We start from the raw sequence: 16,085 nt of genomic DNA, 5'->3' as shown, positions 1-16,085 counted from the left end.
GGCAAGGGATCCCGGCCGGTGCGTGCGTCATCGCCCCGGTCCCGCGCAACCCGTACGGCGTCATCCGCCTCGCCGGAGTGACGGCCGACCCGGCCGACCGCGCCCGGTCCGAGGGCGAACTCCGGTCCGCCGCAAGGGTCCTCGCCGCCGCGGCCGCCGCCCCGGGACACCCCCCGTTTCCCGCCCCGCCGCCCTTCCCGCCCGTCCAAGGCCCCCAATAACCATCCGTACTTGTGGGTACTGCGGCCGAATGGCGCCGGATTTGATAGTTCTGGACTGGTCCGGTGTGAGAAAGCTGCGGGAAGGACACGGCATGTTCGATCTACTGCGCCCGGAGACAGTCGTGTGTCCCTTCTGCAAGGCCACTGCCGCCGATGGCGTGGTGCGGACCCTGCGGACCGGAGCACGGTCACTGTCGGTGACCTGGCACACGCTCAACTGCCCGCACTACGCGGCCGACCGGATCCTCGCCGAGAACGAGAACTGAACGAGAACTGAACCAAAAACCGGACGACAACCGGACGAGACCTGACCGCCTCCCCCGACCGGCCCGCGCGAGACCCCGAGCGGCCCCCGGCCGGTGCGGGGACCGCGACATGCGGGACCGGAGCCGTGCCGCCAGGATGAGGAGGACCGGCGAGAAGGAGCGGCGCATGACCAGTCCGGCTGAGCGGCTGCGGCGCGGACGGGCGGTCCGCAAGATCACCGGCCGTGCCTCGCACGAGCGCTGGACCGCCTCCCCGGACCGGCCCGACCCCGTCGGGATACTGCAGCGGCAGGCCACCGACCGCGTGCCGGAACTCCTGCCCATCCGATACGGCCGGATGGCGGCATCACCGTTCGCCTTCCTGCGCGGCGCGGCCGCCGTCATGGCCGCCGACCTGGCCACCCAGCCGCAGACCGGCCTGACCGTCCAGCTGTGCGGGGACGCGCACCTCCTGAACTTCGGCATGTTCGCCTCGCCCGAACGCGCCCTGCTCTTCGACCTCAACGATTTCGACGAGACCTACCCCGGACCCTTCGAATGGGACGTCAAGCGGCTCGCCGCCAGCGTCGCGGTGGCCGCCCGTGACAACGGCCACGGCGACGACCGCTCCGGTGCAGCCGCCCTGGCGGCGGCCCGGGCGTACCGGCGGACGATGCGGGAGCTCGCCGCACTCTCCGAGCTGGACGTCTGGTACCACCGGATCGACGCCGCCGAGCTGCCGCGCCTCGTCCGCAAACCCGCACTGCGCGATCGGGTGGAGGCCAACCTGGCCCGCGCCCGCCGCCGTACCGGCCTCCGCGCGCTCGACAAACTCACCGAGGTCCGCGACGGGCGCCGGCGGATCATCCACGATCCGCCGCTGGTCGAACCGCTCGCCCGGACGGACTCACGGGCCGTCGACGAGATCTTCGGGAAGTACCGCAGCACCCTCCCCGAGGAGCGCCGCCTCCTGCTGGACCGCTTCCGGTTCGCCGACGCCGCCCGCAAGGTGGTCGGCGTCGGGAGCGTCGGAACCCGCTGCTACATCGTGCTGCTCCTCGGACGCGACGCCGACGACCCGCTCTTCCTGCAGATCAAGGAAGCCGTGCCGTCCGTCCTGCAGGACCACCTGCCGGCCGACCCGCATGATCACCAGGGGCACCGGGTGGTAGCGGGCCAGCGGCTCATGCAGGCCTCGGGCGACATCTTCCTCGGCTGGACGACCGGACCGGCGGGGCGGGACTTCTACGGCCGCCAGCTGCGCGACATGAAGGGGTCCGCCGACGTCGCCACCATGTCCCCGGGCCTGCTCGGACGGTACGCCGCGCTGTGCGGCAGCACCCTGGCCCGCGCCCATGCCCGCTCCGGCGACCGCATCGCCATCGCGGGATACCTCGGCGGCGCCGACACCTTCGACCGCGCCGTAGCCGGCTTCGCGCTCCGCTACGCGGACCGCACGGTCGCCGATCACGCCCTGCTGACCGCCGCCGTCGCCGCCGGGAGGATCACCGCCACCAGCGGCGTCTGAACCCGCCCCGGGATCAGGTCGCAGCGCCGCTCGGCTCCGCCTCCCGGGCCGCCCGCCGCCGCAGCGCGTCCTCGTCGGTGTCGGCGTCGTAGGAGATCAGCTTCGGCAGCAGCGCGGCCAGCACCGCCACCGACGCCACACAGGCCAGCCCGCCGCCCCAGAACGCCGAACGGGTACCGGTCCAGCCGGCCATCATGCCCGCCCTGACCTGGCCGAGCTGCGGGCCCACGCTGTACGAGAGCACCTCGATGCCCGCGAGCCGGCCCCGCAGCTCCTCGGGGATCGTCTGGTTCCAGATCGTGGCGCGGCCCAGCCCGCTCGCCATGTCGCCCGCGCCCGCCACCGCGAGGCACAGCAGCACGAGCCAGATGTTCGCGGACGCGCCCGCCCCCGCGATCGCCAGGCCCCAGACCGTGGCCCCGAACACCACCAGCAGCCCGTGCCGGCGGACCCGGGACATCCAGCCGCTGGTCATGCCGAGCACCAGTGAGCCCACCGCCCCCGCCGCGTACATCAGACCCAGTGCCCAGACCGCGTCGAGCTCGTCCGCGAGGAAGGGGTAGATCGCGTTCGGGAAGGCGAAGAACATCGCCGCCAGGTCGACGGCGTACGTCCCCAGCAGTACGGGGCGGCTCCACGCGTAGCGGGCGCCTTCGGCGATGCCGCGCAGCGACGGGCGCTCGGCCCCCTTCACGGGCGGCGCCGGACTGAGCCGCAGGCACAGCAGCACCGACCCGAGGAACCCGAGGACGGTGACGGAATAGGCCGCGGCGTGACCGGCGTACGCGACGACCACACCGGCCAGCGCCGGTCCGGCGATCGCCCCGAACTGGTAGCGGAGCCCGTTGAGCGCGGCGGCGGCCGTGAGCTGGTCGTGCGGCACGATGCGCGCCATCAGCGAGTCCATGGCCGGCCGCTGGAGCCCCGCCAGGGCCGACACGCCGGCCGCGACCACGTACAGCGGCCACAGCAGCGGATCCGGCAGGAGCGCGTTCACCAGCAGCACCAGAGCGAGCACCCCGAGCGCGGCCTCGGTCAGCAGGATCATCCGCCGCCGGTCGACCGCGTCCGCGAGGGCGCCCCCGTACAGCCCGAAGACCACCAGGGGCACCAGCTCCACCGCGCCCATCGCGCCGACCGCGAGCGGCGAGTCCGTCAGGTGCTTGATCTGCAGCGGCAGCGCGATCATCGCCATGAAGGAGCCGAAGTAGGTGACCGTCCCCTGGTAGAACAGCAACCGGAAGTCGCGGCTGGAACGGAACGGGGCGGGGTCGGGCAGGAGGGCGGTCCATCGGGAAGTGCTCACGAGATGCCATCGTCCGTGGACATTCCGGTCACGGCAACGGATTTTCTCGCGGCCCCGGCCGCAGCCCGCCCGGGCCGAGCCGGACGCCGGCCGGCGCCCGCCGGAGAGCCTCCTCACCCGCCACGGACGGGCGAATCCGGAACCCACTGCGTGGCATCGCGGGCCCGCGGTGGCACCCATGGGTCATGCCGCCCGTGTCCGCGTTCCTGCGTACGGCCGCGTCGTACGCCTGGCGCCTGCTGGTGGTCGGCGCCGCCGTCTACGCGCTCTTCGCCCTGCTGGGCCGGTTCCACGAGATCGCCGTGGCACTCTTCCTCGGCCTCGTCGTCACCGCCCTCCTGTGGTGGCCCACCCGCCGCCTCGGGCGCGTCCTGCCCCGCTCGGTGTCCGTCGCCGTCTCCCTCTTCGGCAGCGCGCTGCTCCTGCTGGGGGTGCTGACCCTGGTCGGCGAGGCGGTGGCCGGGGAGAGCACCACCTTGGCCCGGGAGTTCCGCGAGGGGCTGGCCAGCATCGAGGCGTACCTGGAGCGGCCGCCCTTCCGGCTGAACCCGCACGCGCTGTCCGACATCCAGGCCCGGCTCGGCGCGTACCTGTCGAGCCACCGCTCCACGGTCCTCAGTACGGCGGTCAGCGGGGCCGGGCGCCTGGTGCACGTGCTGACCGTCCTCGCCCTCGCGGTCTTCTGCTCGTTCTTCTTCCTGCACGGCGGCGACCGCCAGTGGTCGTGGTTCTGCGCGCAGCTGCCCCCGTCGGTGCACGCCCGGGTGGGAATCTCCGGCGCCGCGGCCTGGCGCACGTTCACCGGGTACACCCGCGGGATCGTCCTCGTCGCGGCAACGAACGCGGTCCTCGTGGGCTTGGCGCTGTACTTCCTCGGGGTCCCGCTGGCCGTCCCGCTGGCCCTGCTGGAGTTCTTCGCGGCCTTCATCCCCCTCATCGGATCGCCCGTCGCGCTCGCGGTCGCCGCCGTGGTCGCGCTGGCCGCGAAGGGGCCGTTCGTCGCGGGCCTGGTGGTCGCGCTGATCGTGGTCATCGGCCAGATCGAGGGACACCTGCTGCATCCGCTGGTGATGAGCCGGGCGGTCCGGCTGCACCCGCTGGTGGTGGCGATCTCGGTGGTCGCGGGCGCCATCGCGGCCGGGGTGGTGGGCGCGGTGGTCGCGGTCCCGCTGGTGTCGGTGGTCTGGTCGGTGCACACGGCGCTGCGCGATGCGCGCCTCGCCCCCGACGGCGTACGGCCCGACGGCGTACGCCCCGACGACCCGACGGCCGACGGGTGAGCGGCCGGACGCCCGCACACCCGCCGGTCGCTTCCTGCACAATCGCCTGATGAGCGATGAAGACCCCTACCTGTGGCTGGAAGACGTATCCGGCGACGCCGCCCTCGCCTGGGTCCGGGAGCGCAATGCCGAGACCGTGGACGCGCTGACCGGGTCCCCCGCGTTCAAGGTGCTCGAGCAGGAGATGCGCGAGGTCCTGGACGACGACGGCCGGATCCCCTACGTCGTCCGCCGCGGCCGCCACCTCTACAACTTCTGGCAGGACGCCGACCACGTGCGAGGCCTGTGGCGGCGGACCACGCTGGAGGAGTACCGGACGGACCGGCCGGCCTGGGAAGTGGTCCTGGACCTCGACGCACTCGCCGACGCCGAGGGGGAGAAGTGGGCCTGGGCGGGCAGCCGGGTGCTCGCCCCCGGGTACCGGCACGCCCTCGTCCTGCTGTCACGGGACGGCGCCGACGCCTGCGTGGTGCGCGAGTTCGACCTGGAGACCCTGGAATTCGTCGAGGACGGGTTCACGGTCGCCGAGGCCAAGACCCGGATCGGGTGGATCGACCGGGACCGGGTCTGGATCGGCACGGACTTCGGCGCCGGCTCGATGTCGGCGTCCGGCTACCCGCTCCAGGTGCGCCGCTGGCGGCGCGGCACGCCCCTCGAAGACGCCGAGCTCGTCCACCAGGGTCATCCGTCCGACCTGTCCGCCTCCGGATGGCACGACGACACCCCCGGCTTCGAACGGGACTTCGTCCACCGGCAGATCGACTTCTGGAACCAGGAGCTCTTCCTGCTCCGGGAGGACCCCGCCGGCCCGCCGCTGAAGGTCGACGTGCCGGACGACGCGGGCGTCTCCGTCCACCGCCGGTGGCTGACCGTCACCACCAAGTCGCCCTGGCTCGGCCACCCCGCGGGCAGCCTCCTCGCCTTCGACTTCGATGCCTTCCTTGCGGGGGAGCGCGAGGCCGAGGTGCTGTTCACGCCGGACGAGCGCACCGCACTCGCCGGGTACAGCTGGACCCGCCACCACCTCATCCTCACCACGCGCGCCGACGTCTCCTCCCGGATGGAGCTCCTCACCCCGGCCGAAGGGCCGGGCGGCTGGCACCGGGCACCCCTGCCGGGCCTGCCGCCGCTGTCCACGGCCTCGGTCACCGGCACGGACCCGGACGTCGGCGACGAGTATTTCCACAACGTCTCGGGCTTCCTCCAGCCCTCCACCCTGTACCGGGGCACGGCCGGCGACGACGGCGAGAGCGAGAGCCTCAAGCAGAGCCCGGCCCTCTTCGACACCGCCGGTCTCGCCGTGCGCCAGTACTTCGCGACCTCTGCGGACGGCACGAGGGTGCCGTACTTCGTCGTCGGACCCGAGGACCGCCCGGGCCCCGGCCCCACCCTGCTCTACGGGTACGGCGGCTTCGAGATCTCCATGGTCCCGCAGTACAGCGCGGTCACCGGCCGCGCCTGGCTCGCGCGCGGCGGCACGTACGTCGTCGCGGGCATCCGGGGCGGGCACGAGTACGGCCCCGCCTGGCACAGGGCGGCCCTCGGCGCGAACCGGGTCCGGGCCTACGAGGACTTCGCCGCCGTCGCCCGGGACCTCACCGCCCGGGACATCACCACCCCCGCCCAGCTGGGCATCGAGGGGGGCAGCAACGGCGGACTGCTCATGGGCGCCATGCTCACCCGCGACCCCGAGCTGTTCGGCGCGGTCGTCGCCCACGTGCCGCTGCTGGACATGCTGCGCTTCCACAAGCTGCTGGCCGGGGCCAGCTGGATCGCCGAGTACGGGGATCCCGACAGCCCGGCCGACCGGCCGCACCTGGAGCGGATCTCCCCGTACCACCGGATCCGGGCGGACGGGCCCGCGTACCCTCCGCTGCTGCTGCTCACCTCGACCCGGGACGACCGGGTGCACCCCGGCCATGCCCGCAAGATGGCCGCCCGGCTGCGCGAGTACGGACATCCCGTGCTGTTCCACGAGCACCTCGGCGGCGGCCACGCGGGAGCCACCGACCACCGGCAGACCGCCTTCAACGAGGCCCTCGTCCACACCTTCCTGTGGGAGCGGCTGACCCCGCAGAAGTGACCGCGTACGGGGGCAGAGGTGAACGGCAGGCATCCGTACGGGGGATTTGCGGGGCCAGTCGCCACCGGGGGCCGGGTTGTGCTCCACCATCGGCGGATGCGACCCCGGCCAGGGAGGACCCCATGAGCACCCCGTACGCGTCCGCCGCCCCGTACTACGCCCGCTACCGGCCCCCGTACCCGGCGGAGTTGTACGCGCTCCTCACGGAACGGTTCGCGCTCGACGGCTCCCAGACCGTACTGGACCTCGGCGCCGGGCCGGGAACCGTCTCCCTGCGGCTGGCTGCGCTGGTCGAGCAGGTCTACGCCGTGGACCCGGAGCCGGCCATGCTCGCCGAAGGGTGCAGGCTCGCCGAGGAGCAGGGCCGCACGAACATCGCGTGGCTGCGCGGCGACTCCGCGGGAATCGGCAGGCTGTGCCTGCCCCGGATCGACCTGTGCGTCATCGGCGGGGCCTTCCACCGGATGGACCCGACCCGGCTGCCGGCCGAACTCGACTCGGTGCTCGCGCCGCGCGGGGGGATCGCCGTCGTCACCACCCTGGCGGGGGCGGCGGCCGGACAGCAGGGCCGGGGCCCCGCCTGGCCGGCGGTCGTCGACGAGGTGTGCGCGCGCTTCCTCGGGTCCGCGCCCCGCACGGGGCACGGACCGTCGACGCACCCGGCGGGCGGAGCGGAGGAAGCCGAGCAAGGGGACGAACTGCAGGGGCTGGAGGGCCTGGAGGGCCTGCAGGAGCTTGAGGACCGTCTGGCGAAGTCGGCGTTCTCCCACGTCCGGACCACCACCTGGGAGCGGTCCACGCGCTGCACCGTGGACGAGCTGGTCGGCCTGCAGCTCTCCCGTCCCCGCTCCAGCCCGGCCCGGCTGGGCGACCGGAAGGGCGCGTTCGAGTCCGAGCTGCGCCGCGCCCTGCTGGCCCATGACCCGGGTGGCACCTACAGCCGTACCGTCACGGTCGCGGCCACCATCGCGACCAGGCCACGGCGTTGACCGGGGCGCGGCCGACCGGGAAGGGGCCGGCCGGCCGCGGGCCGTGTGCGGAGCCGGCTACTCGCAGCCGACGCCGTCACCGTCGCGGTCGAGGTGGCGGCCGTAGCCCGGATCTCCGCGGCGGATCGGGTTCGCTCCGGCGTCCCGGACCGCCGTGCAGTTCGTGTAGCTGACGCTGCCGCCGCCGCCCGACGACGAGGAGTTTTCGGGCTCCTCGCTCTTGGCGCCGGGCTCCGGTGCGGGGGCGGGCTCCGGCTGCGCGGCGGGTGTGGGCGTGGGCGACGGCGCCGGAGCCGGGGTGGTGGCGGACGGGCTCGGGGTCGGCGCGGCGGCGGCCGGTGCGGGGGCGGTGGCCGTCACGGTGACGGTGACGGTCGGCGCGGGCTGCGGCTGCGCTGCCGCCGGCCGGGGCTTCGGGTCGGAGTTGGCGGCCACCAGGACGACGAACCAGACCGAGGCGAGCGCGACCGTCACGATCCTGCCCGTCCTGCCCCAGCGGGCGAGAAAGGCCAGCGCGGCGCCGAGCGGCGGAAGCAGGAGCGTGGCGATCACGACGACCGGGATGGCCAGCGCCGACGGCCAGCGCGGCCCAGCGGGTCCGGTGGGTGTGAAGGGGTGCGGCTGCGGCGGGTGCGGGTTCGGATACAAGGATCTCCTGCCATGGACATGGAAGAGGAGCGGGCGCCCAGTTAAGCGCACCAGTCGAATCCAGCCATGGGGAATACGGAAATCCAGCCACCGCCATCGCGTATCAGGGCGCCGCGGTCCCGTCCGGGGGCGGGAGCTCCGCGGGCAGCGGCGGCCGGCACCGGCCGGCCCGCCGCCGCTCGCTCGCGCCGAAGTCCTGGTAGTTCCGCCGGGCCTCGAGCAGTGTGACGTGGTTGGGGCCGCCCGTGAGGTGATCGGGGTCCCGGTGGTCCCCGCCGTCGTCCTGCCAGCCGCAGACGGGGCAGATCTCGTGGTGCCCCTGCACTCCGACGGTCAGGTTCCCGCAGACGATGCAGGGGAACGGGCCCGTGGCCGGTGCGTCGGCGAGTGCGGTGAGCAGCTCGCGCTCGCGGGCGGTGCTCAGGCCGGCCCGGCGGGGGCGCTCCAGGCCTTCGGCGCGTTCCCACCGCAGGAGGTCCTCCAGCATCTCCACCCGCGGGCGGTCGCGCAGCCCGGCCGCGTGCGCCGCGGCTCCGCTGCGGGCGCAGAAGCCCGCCCACTTCGGGTCCGGCATCCACATGGCCATCGACTCCGGGCCCATGAACGGCCCGACCCCCTGGTCGAGGAGCCACTGCGGGTCCGCCACCTCCACCGGTCCGGTGTAGCCGGCCACGCGTGCCGACAGGCCGACCCAGCTGTCGAGGGGGACGACGGGCCCGACGGCGTCGAAGGTCCCGGTGGTGCCTTCCTGCGCCAGGTCCAGCAGCCAGGCCGCCAGGTCGCGCACGTCGACGGCCTGGGTCGGCAGGCGGGGTGACCGGGGGAGGAGGACGGGCTGGTCCGCCTCGCGGGCGAAGCGCGCCACCCAGTAACCCGTCCGCCCGCTGGCGTCGCCCGGCCCGCCGATCAGGCCGGCCCGGGCGATGACGAGCCGGTCGCCCACCGCGGCGCGCGATGCCTCCTCGCAGGCGACCTTGGCCTCTCCGTACTCCTCCCGCCCCACGTACTGCCCCTCGGCCGGCGCCAGCAGCGCGGCCGACTCGTCGGCGCCGACCGTGCCGTGGTCGGCATAGGCGCTGATGGACGAGACGTAGGTCCAGTGCCGGGCCCGCCCGGCCAGGGCCGCGAGCGCGCCGCGGACGAAGGCCGGCTGCCAGGACACCTCGATCACCGCGTCCCAGTCGCGGCCGAGGAGCTCCGCGTAGGCGGACTCCTCGTTCCGGTCCGCCGCCACCAGCCGCGCACCGGGGGCGACTTCACCGCTCTCGCCGCGCGCCAGACAGGTCACGTCGTGACCGCGCTCCAGTGCCTGCCGTGTGATTTCACGCCCCAGCCAGGCGGTCCCGCCCAGTACAAGAAGATCCATTCGGCCACCTCAGCACACCGCGGGCACGGCCGCGATCCCGGTTCGCGCTGGGCGGAGAAAGCGGTACGGGCGGGTGCGGGTGCGGGTCCGGCTGCGGGTGCGGGTGCCGGTTCGGCTGGGGCCGCCCGGTCACAGGTCCCGTCGCATGCAGGCGCGGGGCCACCGGTCCAGACCGTGCGCCGCCTCGCGGTCGCGGATGTCCCGCAGACCGGGCGGGAGGCCGGCGTCCTCCAGCAGCCGGAAGCCGCAGCGCGCGTAGTACGGGGCGTTCCACGGGACTTCGGTGAAGGTGGTGAGGGTCAGGGCGGGCACGCCCTCGTGCCGCGCGAACGCCGCCAGGTGCTCCAGCAGCCCCCGGCCGAGGCCGCGGCGCGCACGGTCCGGATGGACGGAGACCTGCTCGACGTGCAGGTTGCCCTCGACGTACTCGGCGATCAGGTAGGCGCCCGGAGCGTCCGCCGCGTCGACCGAGACCCAGGCCAGCCCCGCCTGTCGGTAGGGGGCGAGCTCGTCGATGGTCAGCGGCTCGTCGTCGGCGATCTCCGGCATGCCGATGTCCCGGAAGCAGCGCCCGGCGGCCCTCTCGATGTCCTGGAGGAGGGGCAGTTCTTCCAGCCGTGCCGTGCGGATGGTCATGGCGGCATTGTCGCGGGCGGTGGGCCGGAAGGCACCCGAGTATCGGGCACACGTTCGTTCTCCGCTCGCCGGGGGACGCGTACTGTGCTCCGTCCGAGTTCACTTGGGTGCCCGTTCGGGCGCAGCGCCGAGGTCATGATCATCATTTTGGCGCCACATCGGTTTGATACGGCTATGCCACGAATGCGACGGAGACAACCGACCAAGGCGTGGGGCGCCGTGGCTGCGGTGACGGGGGCCATGCTGGTCGTCGCCGCAGCGCCGGGCCGGGCGCCCGATGCGGACACCTCGGAGGTGGCCCTCGCGGGTGCGCCGCGCGAGGCCGCGGTCACCCTGCTGGTCGGCAGGGTGCTGGACGAGGGCCGCGAGTCCGGCGAGGGGCCGTGCACGGTGCGCATGTTCCGGCCCGGGCTGTGCAGCGGCTGGCAGGAGCAGCGGGTACGGGCCACCGCGCGCGGTGTGGGCTCCGTACTGAAGGATCCCTCCCTCGGCGACACGGCGCAGGCGGCCCGGACCGAGGTGCTCCCCACGGACTCCGGGGGGCCGCTGCAGATCGCCCTCGCGCAGCCGGGCCGCCTCACGGACGTCACCGTGCGCGACGGGCACGGCCGCCATCTGGCCGGTGAACTCGCCCCACACAGTGAGCGCTGGCGCAACAGCGAGCCGCTGCGGGCGGGGGAGACCTACACCGTGCAGGTCGGCGCGCAGGACGCGGCCGGCACCCCGGTCGGCGTGACCATGGCGTTCCGGACCGCGCCGCCCGCGGACGGGGGCAGGCTGACCGTCGAGTTCGGGCCGGGCCCGGGCACCTACGGCGCGGGCGAGATCGTGACGGCCGGCCTCAGCCGCCCGGTGCCCGCCGACGACCTCCCGGCCCGCGCCCGGCTGGAGCAGGCGCTCGAGGTGACCTCGGAGCCCCGGGTCGAGGGCGCGTGGCACTGGGTCGACGAATCGACCCTGCACTACCGGCCGCGTACGTACTGGCCCGCCCACACCGTGGTCCGGGTCCGCAGCGGCCTCGACGGCGTCGAGGTCGGTGACCACGACTACGGCGGCCCCTCCGACGAGGTGCAGTTCACCATCGCGGACCGGATCGAGGCCGTCACCGACTCCGCCACCCACCGGATGACCGTACGCCGCAACGGACGGGTCATCAGGACGATCCCGGTCACCACCGGCAAGGCGGGCTTCAGGACGCGCAGCGGCATCAAGGTCGTGCTGCGCAAGGAGCCCAAGGTGCGGATGCGCGGCGACACCGTCGGCATCAAGCGCGGCACCAGCGAGTTCTACGACCTGCCCGTCTCCTTCGCGACCCGGGTGACCTGGAGCGGCGAGTACATCCACGCGGCGCCCTGGTCGGTCGAGGCACAGGGCGAGGAGAACGTCAGCCACGGCTGCACGGGCATGAGCACCGAGAACGCCGCCTGGTTCTTCGAGACGGTCCGCGAGGGCGACATCGTGGAGGTGGTCAACAGCGGGGGAGAGAAGATGGCTCCCTTCGACAACGGCTTCGGCGACTGGAACGTGGACTGGCGGACCTGGCTGGCAGGCAGCGCCCTGGCCTCCATCGACGGGAGCCCGCAGAGCTCACAGGCCACCCCGTCCAGGCTGCACCCGACCACCTGACCCCGACTGTCCGGCCCGCATGCCCGCATGCCCGCATGCCCGCATGCCCGACCGTGGAACCCGTTCCCGGTCGGCGGCGGCTCGGCCTACGATCACCACATGATCAAAGGAGTGATGTTCGACTTCTCCGGCACGCTGCTGCGCGTCGAGTCGACCGAGGAGTGGCTCCGTGCCGCCCTCGTGGAGACCGGCATCGCGATGGCCGAGGAGGAGTTCGGCGAGACGGTACGGCGGCTGACCGAGTACGGCGCACTGCCGGGCGGGCCCTCGCCCCGGCAGGTGCCCGCGCACCTCGAAACCGTGTGGGGCACGCGGGACATCAGCGCGCAGGAGCACCGGGCCGCCTACGGAGGCCTGACCCACGCGGCCGGTGTCACGGACCCGGAGCTGGCGAAGGTGCTCTACGACCGTCACATGACCCCTGCCGCCTGGCGCCCCTACCCGGACACCGGGCCGACCCTGCGCGAACTGCGGCGGCGGGGACTCCCGGTGGCCGTGGTCAGCAACATCGGATGGGACCTGCGGCCGATCTTCCGCACGCACGGGCTCGACGAGCTGGTCGACGCCTACGTGCTCTCCTTCGAGCTGGGCACCCAGAAGCCCGATCCGGCGATCTTCCGGGCCGCCTGCGACCGGCTCGGCCTGGCCCCCGCCGACGTGCTCATGGTGGGGGACGACCGGCGCGCCGACGGCGGCGCCCGGGAGCTCGGCTGCCCGGTGCACTTCGTCGACCACCTCCCGGTCGACGAGCGGCCCGGGGGACTGGCGCCGCTCCTGGACCTGCTCGGCCCCTCGTAGGCCGGCCCTCAGGTCCCGCCCCGGCTCCGTCTCCCGCCCCGCCCCGCCCCGCTCTGGCTCCCGCCCCGTCCCGGAGCCGGGCGCGGTGGGCCACGCTGCCGGGTTCGACCCGCGCGGCATCCTGGCCCCGGGTGCGGACGGCCGGTACCGGTTGCCGTTCGGGGACTCCCCCCTGCCCGTCCTGTCCTCACTGCGCGCGGTGTCGCCAGACAGTGCCCAGGCAGGAGTGCGCAGCGGCCTGCGTGGCGGTGGCCGACACACCGCCCGGCCCGACTGTGGCGGCCGTGCACATGGGAGCCGCCCGCCCGAGTCCCGGATGATTCTGGGCATGACAAGCGGATTCCCTCCCGTGCCCCACGGGACAGCAGCCGCCGCGGGTATCGACCTGGCGGGCCGCACCGCCATGGTGACCGGTGCCGGAAGCGGCATCGGACGGGCCTGCGCCTCGGCGCTCGCCGCGGCCGGGGCCCACGTACACGTGGTGGACGTGGACGGAGCCGCGGCGAGGTCCGCAGCCGAGTCGATCGGCGGGCGGGCGCACGTGGTGGACCTGGCCCGGGCCGGGGCCATCGAGGAGCTGCCCGCCGAGCTCGACATCCTGGTCAACAACGCGGGGATCCAGCACGTCGCACCCCTGGCCGAGTTCCCGCCGGACCGCTTCGCACTCATGCAGCGCGTGATGGTCCACGCGCCGTTCCTCCTCATCCGCCGGGCCATGCCGTACATGAGCGCCCGGGGCTGGGGCCGGATCGTGAACATCTCCAGCGTGCACGGGCTGCGCGCCAGCGCCTTCAAGGCCGGCTACGTGACCGCGAAGCACGCCCTGGAAGGGCTGAGCAAGGTCGCCGCCGTCGAGGGCGCCCCGCACGGTGTCACCAGCAACTGCGTGAACCCCGGATACGTCCGCACACCGCTGGTGGAGCGGCAGATCGAGGCGCAGGCGGCCGCCCACGGCATCGACGCCGGCCAGGTGGTGTCGGACGTGCTGCTGAGCCGTTCCGCGGTCAAGCGGCTGATCGAGCCGGAGGAGGTCGCCGCCGCCGTCCTGTGGCTCTGCGGTCCGCACACCGGGTACGTCACGGGCGCGTCCATCCCCCTGGACGGCGGCTGGACCGCCGCCTGACCGCCACCTGGCCGCCGCAAGCCCGGCGGCCGGCCTGCACCGCGCCGCTCAGAAGCCGGGCAGGGCGCCCGTCACGCGGTCCCACAGGGAGCGGGTGGCTCCGAAGCCGCTCTCGTGCACCCAGACGTGGGTGCATCCGGGGCACTGGAGGTGGAGCAGGCTGCCGGTGTTCGTGAGGAGGTAGCGCCAGTGCGTGGAGCAGCTGCGCCGCTGCTCGCAGGGGTCGCAGCCGCGTGCGTCCTCGCACTTCGGGCAGGCCACCCAGGCGCGGCGCCCGGGGTCGGCCTGCGGGTCAAGCGGCAGCACTGCCGTCTCCGCGTGCGGGCAGCACACCGGCGGCGACCAGGTCGTCGTAGACGCGCTGCTGTCCGGCGTCGAGCCCGGAGTACAGCAGGTCGTACGCGGCCTCCTCGCCGAGCAGCACCTCCACCGGATCCCAGTCCGGGCCGAGGGCCGCCATCACCTGGGCGCGCCGGAGCACCTCCTGCGAGGTGAGGTCGACGGGGAAATCGACCAGCTCGGACGCGTCGGGAGCACCGGAGGCGTCGGAGGGAGGGGTGGGGTCGTGGGGGGCCATGACATCGAAGTTAGGTAGGCCTTCCTTCTCCGGTCAAGGGAGGGTGGGCGGAGTCACAGCCCGCTGTTCGGGGGCCGGCGCGGCGGTCCGGCGGGGCCCGGCGGCGTGACAAATGTAATGGTCCGTCAAGGTGCTTCTCCGTCTGCAGGTTGATGCCCGGTTCGTCCTGGCGGACGAGGCCGCACCCCGGGTCGGGGACGAAGAATCTAAGTGACCAAGATCGCCGGGCCCCACCGGGCCACCGACGAGGAGCCGCCGTGCCCCACACCCGTCCTGCCGACCGCCCCGTACCGCGACTGCGTCGTGCCGCCTCGGTCACCGCCGTCGCCATAGCCCTGCTCGCGGGCCTCGCCCCGGCCGCGAGCGCCGCGAGCCAGGCGGCGCCGGCCGCCTACGGCCCGGCCGCCGGCCGCCACCTCGACCGGACCCGGCTGCAGGCGGGGCTGGACGCGATCCACGAGGCGGGTGTATATGGCATCTACTCTGCGGTCCGTGACGGCCGCGAGCGCTTCGACGGCGCCTCCGGCCTCGCCGACGTCTCCACCGGGCGCAAGGTCCGCCCCGACCTGCGCCACCGCGTCGGCAGCGTCACCAAGACGTTCACCGCCGTCGCCGTCCTCCAGCAGTCCGCCAAGGGCCGGGTGGACCTCGACCGGCCGGTCGGCGACTACGTGCCCGAGCTGCTGCCCGGCGAGCGCGGTCGCAAGGTCACCGTACGCATGCTCCTCAACCACACCAGCGGGATCCACGACTACGTCGGCGACGCCTTCCCCTCCCTCCTGAAGGGGACCACGGAGAGCCTGGACGATCACCGGTACCGCACGGTGAAGCCGGCCGAGCTGATCGGCTACGGGGTGGCCCGGCCGCAGCTGTTCGAACCCGGCACCGAATGGTCCTACTCCAACACCAACTACGTGCTGCTGGGCGAGGTGCTCCGCAAGGTCACCGGCCAGGACCCGGAGCGGCTGATCACGCAGGACGTGATCCGGCGCGCGGGCCTGCGGGACACCTACTTCCCCGGCGCCGACCCGTACATCCGCGGTGCGCACGCCCGCATGTACGAGAGCTTCTACGGCATCATCGACCCGCCGCGCGACTACAGCGACTACAACATGACCTGGGCCGGCACCGCCGGCGCCCTCGTCTCCACCACGCAGGACCTCAACACCTTCTACCGCGCCCTGCTGCGCGGGGACCTCCTGCCGCGCCGCCAGCTGGACCAGATGCGCACCACCGTCGATGTCAAGGACGAGACGGGAGCCGTGAGCATGCGCTACGGCCTCGGCATCTACTCCCTGGACACGCCGTGCGGCCCGGTCTGGGGGCACGACGGGGGCGTCTTCGGCGCCGGTACCTGGACCCTGTCCAGCCCGGACGGCACCCGCCAGTTCGCCATCGGGTACAACCTGATGAAGTACCAGCGCCTCAACGAGAGCGGCACCGCCCTGGACCCGCACCCCGCCGACGCCGCCATGCGGGACTACCGGGACCAGTCCCTCTGCGGCACCACCGCGCCCCGGACCCCGGACCCGGCCCCGAAGAAGCGCTCCGCCGAGGCCCCGGCGGCCGAGGCTCCGGCCGCCCCCCGCGTACTGCCCCCGAACCTCCCGGCCCTCCCCGGGCCGCTGTCGGGCCCCCTCCTGTGATCAGGCGCTGTTC

General features: G+C 73.7%; 15 protein-coding genes and 1 pseudogene. 9 read left to right on the top strand and 7 right to left on the bottom strand.

The features are described from left to right. The first annotated feature begins 313 nt into the window (after positions 1-313). Both OG753_RS05680 and OG753_RS05675 read left to right on the top strand, forming a co-directional pair. Positions 314-487: a hypothetical protein gene (locus OG753_RS05680; RefSeq protein ID WP_327260686.1), complete on the top strand. Its 174-nt coding sequence runs from the start codon at positions 314-316 to the stop codon at positions 485-487. A 166-nt stretch (positions 488-653) separates the two neighbouring features. Then, positions 654-1,994, top strand: coding sequence for a DUF2252 domain-containing protein (locus tag OG753_RS05675; RefSeq protein WP_405787415.1), 1,341 nt, complete (start codon positions 654-656; stop codon positions 1,992-1,994). Between the two features lie 13 nt (positions 1,995-2,007). Here the strand turns inward: OG753_RS05675 and OG753_RS05670 are convergent, their stop codons facing one another. Continuing rightward, positions 2,008-3,300: an MFS transporter gene (locus OG753_RS05670; protein WP_405787414.1), complete on the bottom strand. Its 1,293-nt coding sequence runs from the start codon at positions 3,298-3,300 to the stop codon at positions 2,008-2,010. Positions 3,301-3,485: 185 nt separating this feature from the next. On the opposite strand from OG753_RS05670, the gene OG753_RS05665 reads away from it, so the two are divergent. From OG753_RS05665 to OG753_RS05655, 3 genes are all read left to right on the top strand, one after another. After that, positions 3,486-4,580, top strand: coding sequence for an AI-2E family transporter (locus OG753_RS05665; protein WP_405787413.1), 1,095 nt, complete (start codon positions 3,486-3,488; stop codon positions 4,578-4,580). A gap of 49 nt (positions 4,581-4,629) precedes the next feature. Continuing rightward, positions 4,630-6,663 carry a prolyl oligopeptidase family protein gene (locus OG753_RS05660; RefSeq protein WP_405787411.1) on the top strand — a complete coding sequence of 678 codons (2,034 nt, stop codon included), beginning with the start codon at positions 4,630-4,632 and terminating at the stop codon, positions 6,661-6,663. 122 nt (positions 6,664-6,785) lie between these two features. Then, the gene (locus OG753_RS05655) at positions 6,786-7,652 is read left to right on the top strand and encodes a class I SAM-dependent methyltransferase (protein WP_405787410.1); all 867 of its coding nucleotides are present in this window, start codon (positions 6,786-6,788) and stop codon (positions 7,650-7,652) included. 57 nt (positions 7,653-7,709) lie between these two features. On the opposite strand, the gene OG753_RS05650 is transcribed toward OG753_RS05655, so the two are convergent. The 4 genes and pseudogenes from OG753_RS05650 to OG753_RS05635 form a co-directional block, all read right to left on the bottom strand. Beyond that, on the bottom strand, positions 7,710-8,300 hold the full coding sequence (locus tag OG753_RS05650) for an excalibur calcium-binding domain-containing protein (RefSeq protein ID WP_405787408.1): 591 nt from the start codon (positions 8,298-8,300) through the stop codon (positions 7,710-7,712). Positions 8,301-8,403: 103 nt separating this feature from the next. Then, positions 8,404-8,652 carry a CPCC family cysteine-rich protein gene (locus OG753_RS05645; RefSeq protein ID WP_405792552.1) on the bottom strand — a complete coding sequence of 83 codons (249 nt, stop codon included), beginning with the start codon at positions 8,650-8,652 and terminating at the stop codon, positions 8,404-8,406. Between the two features lie 33 nt (positions 8,653-8,685). Then, a pseudogene (locus OG753_RS05640) lies at positions 8,686-9,666 on the bottom strand (NAD-dependent epimerase/dehydratase family protein); the annotation flags it as partial. A gap of 129 nt (positions 9,667-9,795) precedes the next feature. Further along, positions 9,796-10,302, bottom strand: coding sequence for a GNAT family N-acetyltransferase (locus tag OG753_RS05635; protein WP_405787407.1), 507 nt, complete (start codon positions 10,300-10,302; stop codon positions 9,796-9,798). Between the two features lie 219 nt (positions 10,303-10,521). Between OG753_RS05635 and OG753_RS05630 the strand changes: the two genes are divergently transcribed. The 3 genes from OG753_RS05630 to OG753_RS05620 all read left to right on the top strand — a co-directional run bounded on the left by OG753_RS05630 (position 10,522) and on the right by OG753_RS05620 (position 13,849). After that, positions 10,522-11,928, top strand: coding sequence for an Ig-like domain-containing protein (locus tag OG753_RS05630; protein WP_405787405.1), 1,407 nt, complete (start codon positions 10,522-10,524; stop codon positions 11,926-11,928). Positions 11,929-12,027: 99 nt separating this feature from the next. Next, positions 12,028-12,726: an HAD family hydrolase gene (locus OG753_RS05625; RefSeq protein WP_405787403.1), complete on the top strand. Its 699-nt coding sequence runs from the start codon at positions 12,028-12,030 to the stop codon at positions 12,724-12,726. A 328-nt stretch (positions 12,727-13,054) separates the two neighbouring features. After that, positions 13,055-13,849 (top strand): 3-hydroxybutyrate dehydrogenase, encoded by a 795-nt coding sequence (locus tag OG753_RS05620; RefSeq protein ID WP_405787402.1) that lies wholly within the window; start codon positions 13,055-13,057, stop codon positions 13,847-13,849. Positions 13,850-13,897: 48 nt separating this feature from the next. On the opposite strand, the gene OG753_RS05615 is transcribed toward OG753_RS05620, so the two are convergent. Together OG753_RS05615 and OG753_RS05610 are read right to left on the bottom strand one after the other, a co-directional pair. Then, a complete protein-coding gene (locus OG753_RS05615) occupies positions 13,898-14,155 on the bottom strand; it encodes a hypothetical protein (protein WP_401280053.1) in 258 nt (85 codons plus the stop codon). Continuing rightward, positions 14,142-14,426, bottom strand: a complete 285-nt coding sequence (locus OG753_RS05610; RefSeq protein ID WP_327260674.1) for a DUF6400 family protein — start codon at positions 14,424-14,426, stop codon at positions 14,142-14,144. Before OG753_RS05610 ends, OG753_RS05615 begins: the two co-directional genes overlap by 14 nt. A gap of 257 nt (positions 14,427-14,683) precedes the next feature. Here OG753_RS05610 and OG753_RS05605 point away from each other — a divergent pair, with 257 nt between their 5' ends. Continuing rightward, on the top strand, positions 14,684-16,072 hold the full coding sequence (locus OG753_RS05605; RefSeq protein WP_327260673.1) for a serine hydrolase domain-containing protein: 1,389 nt from the start codon (positions 14,684-14,686) through the stop codon (positions 16,070-16,072). Positions 16,073-16,085 lie beyond the last annotated feature (13 nt).

Origin of the sequence: Streptomyces sp. NBC_00029 (genome assembly GCF_045160505.1) — a bacterium.
Lineage (GTDB): Bacteria > Actinomycetota > Actinomycetes > Streptomycetales > Streptomycetaceae > Streptomyces.
This window is presented reverse-complemented; position numbering and strand designations above follow the sequence as displayed.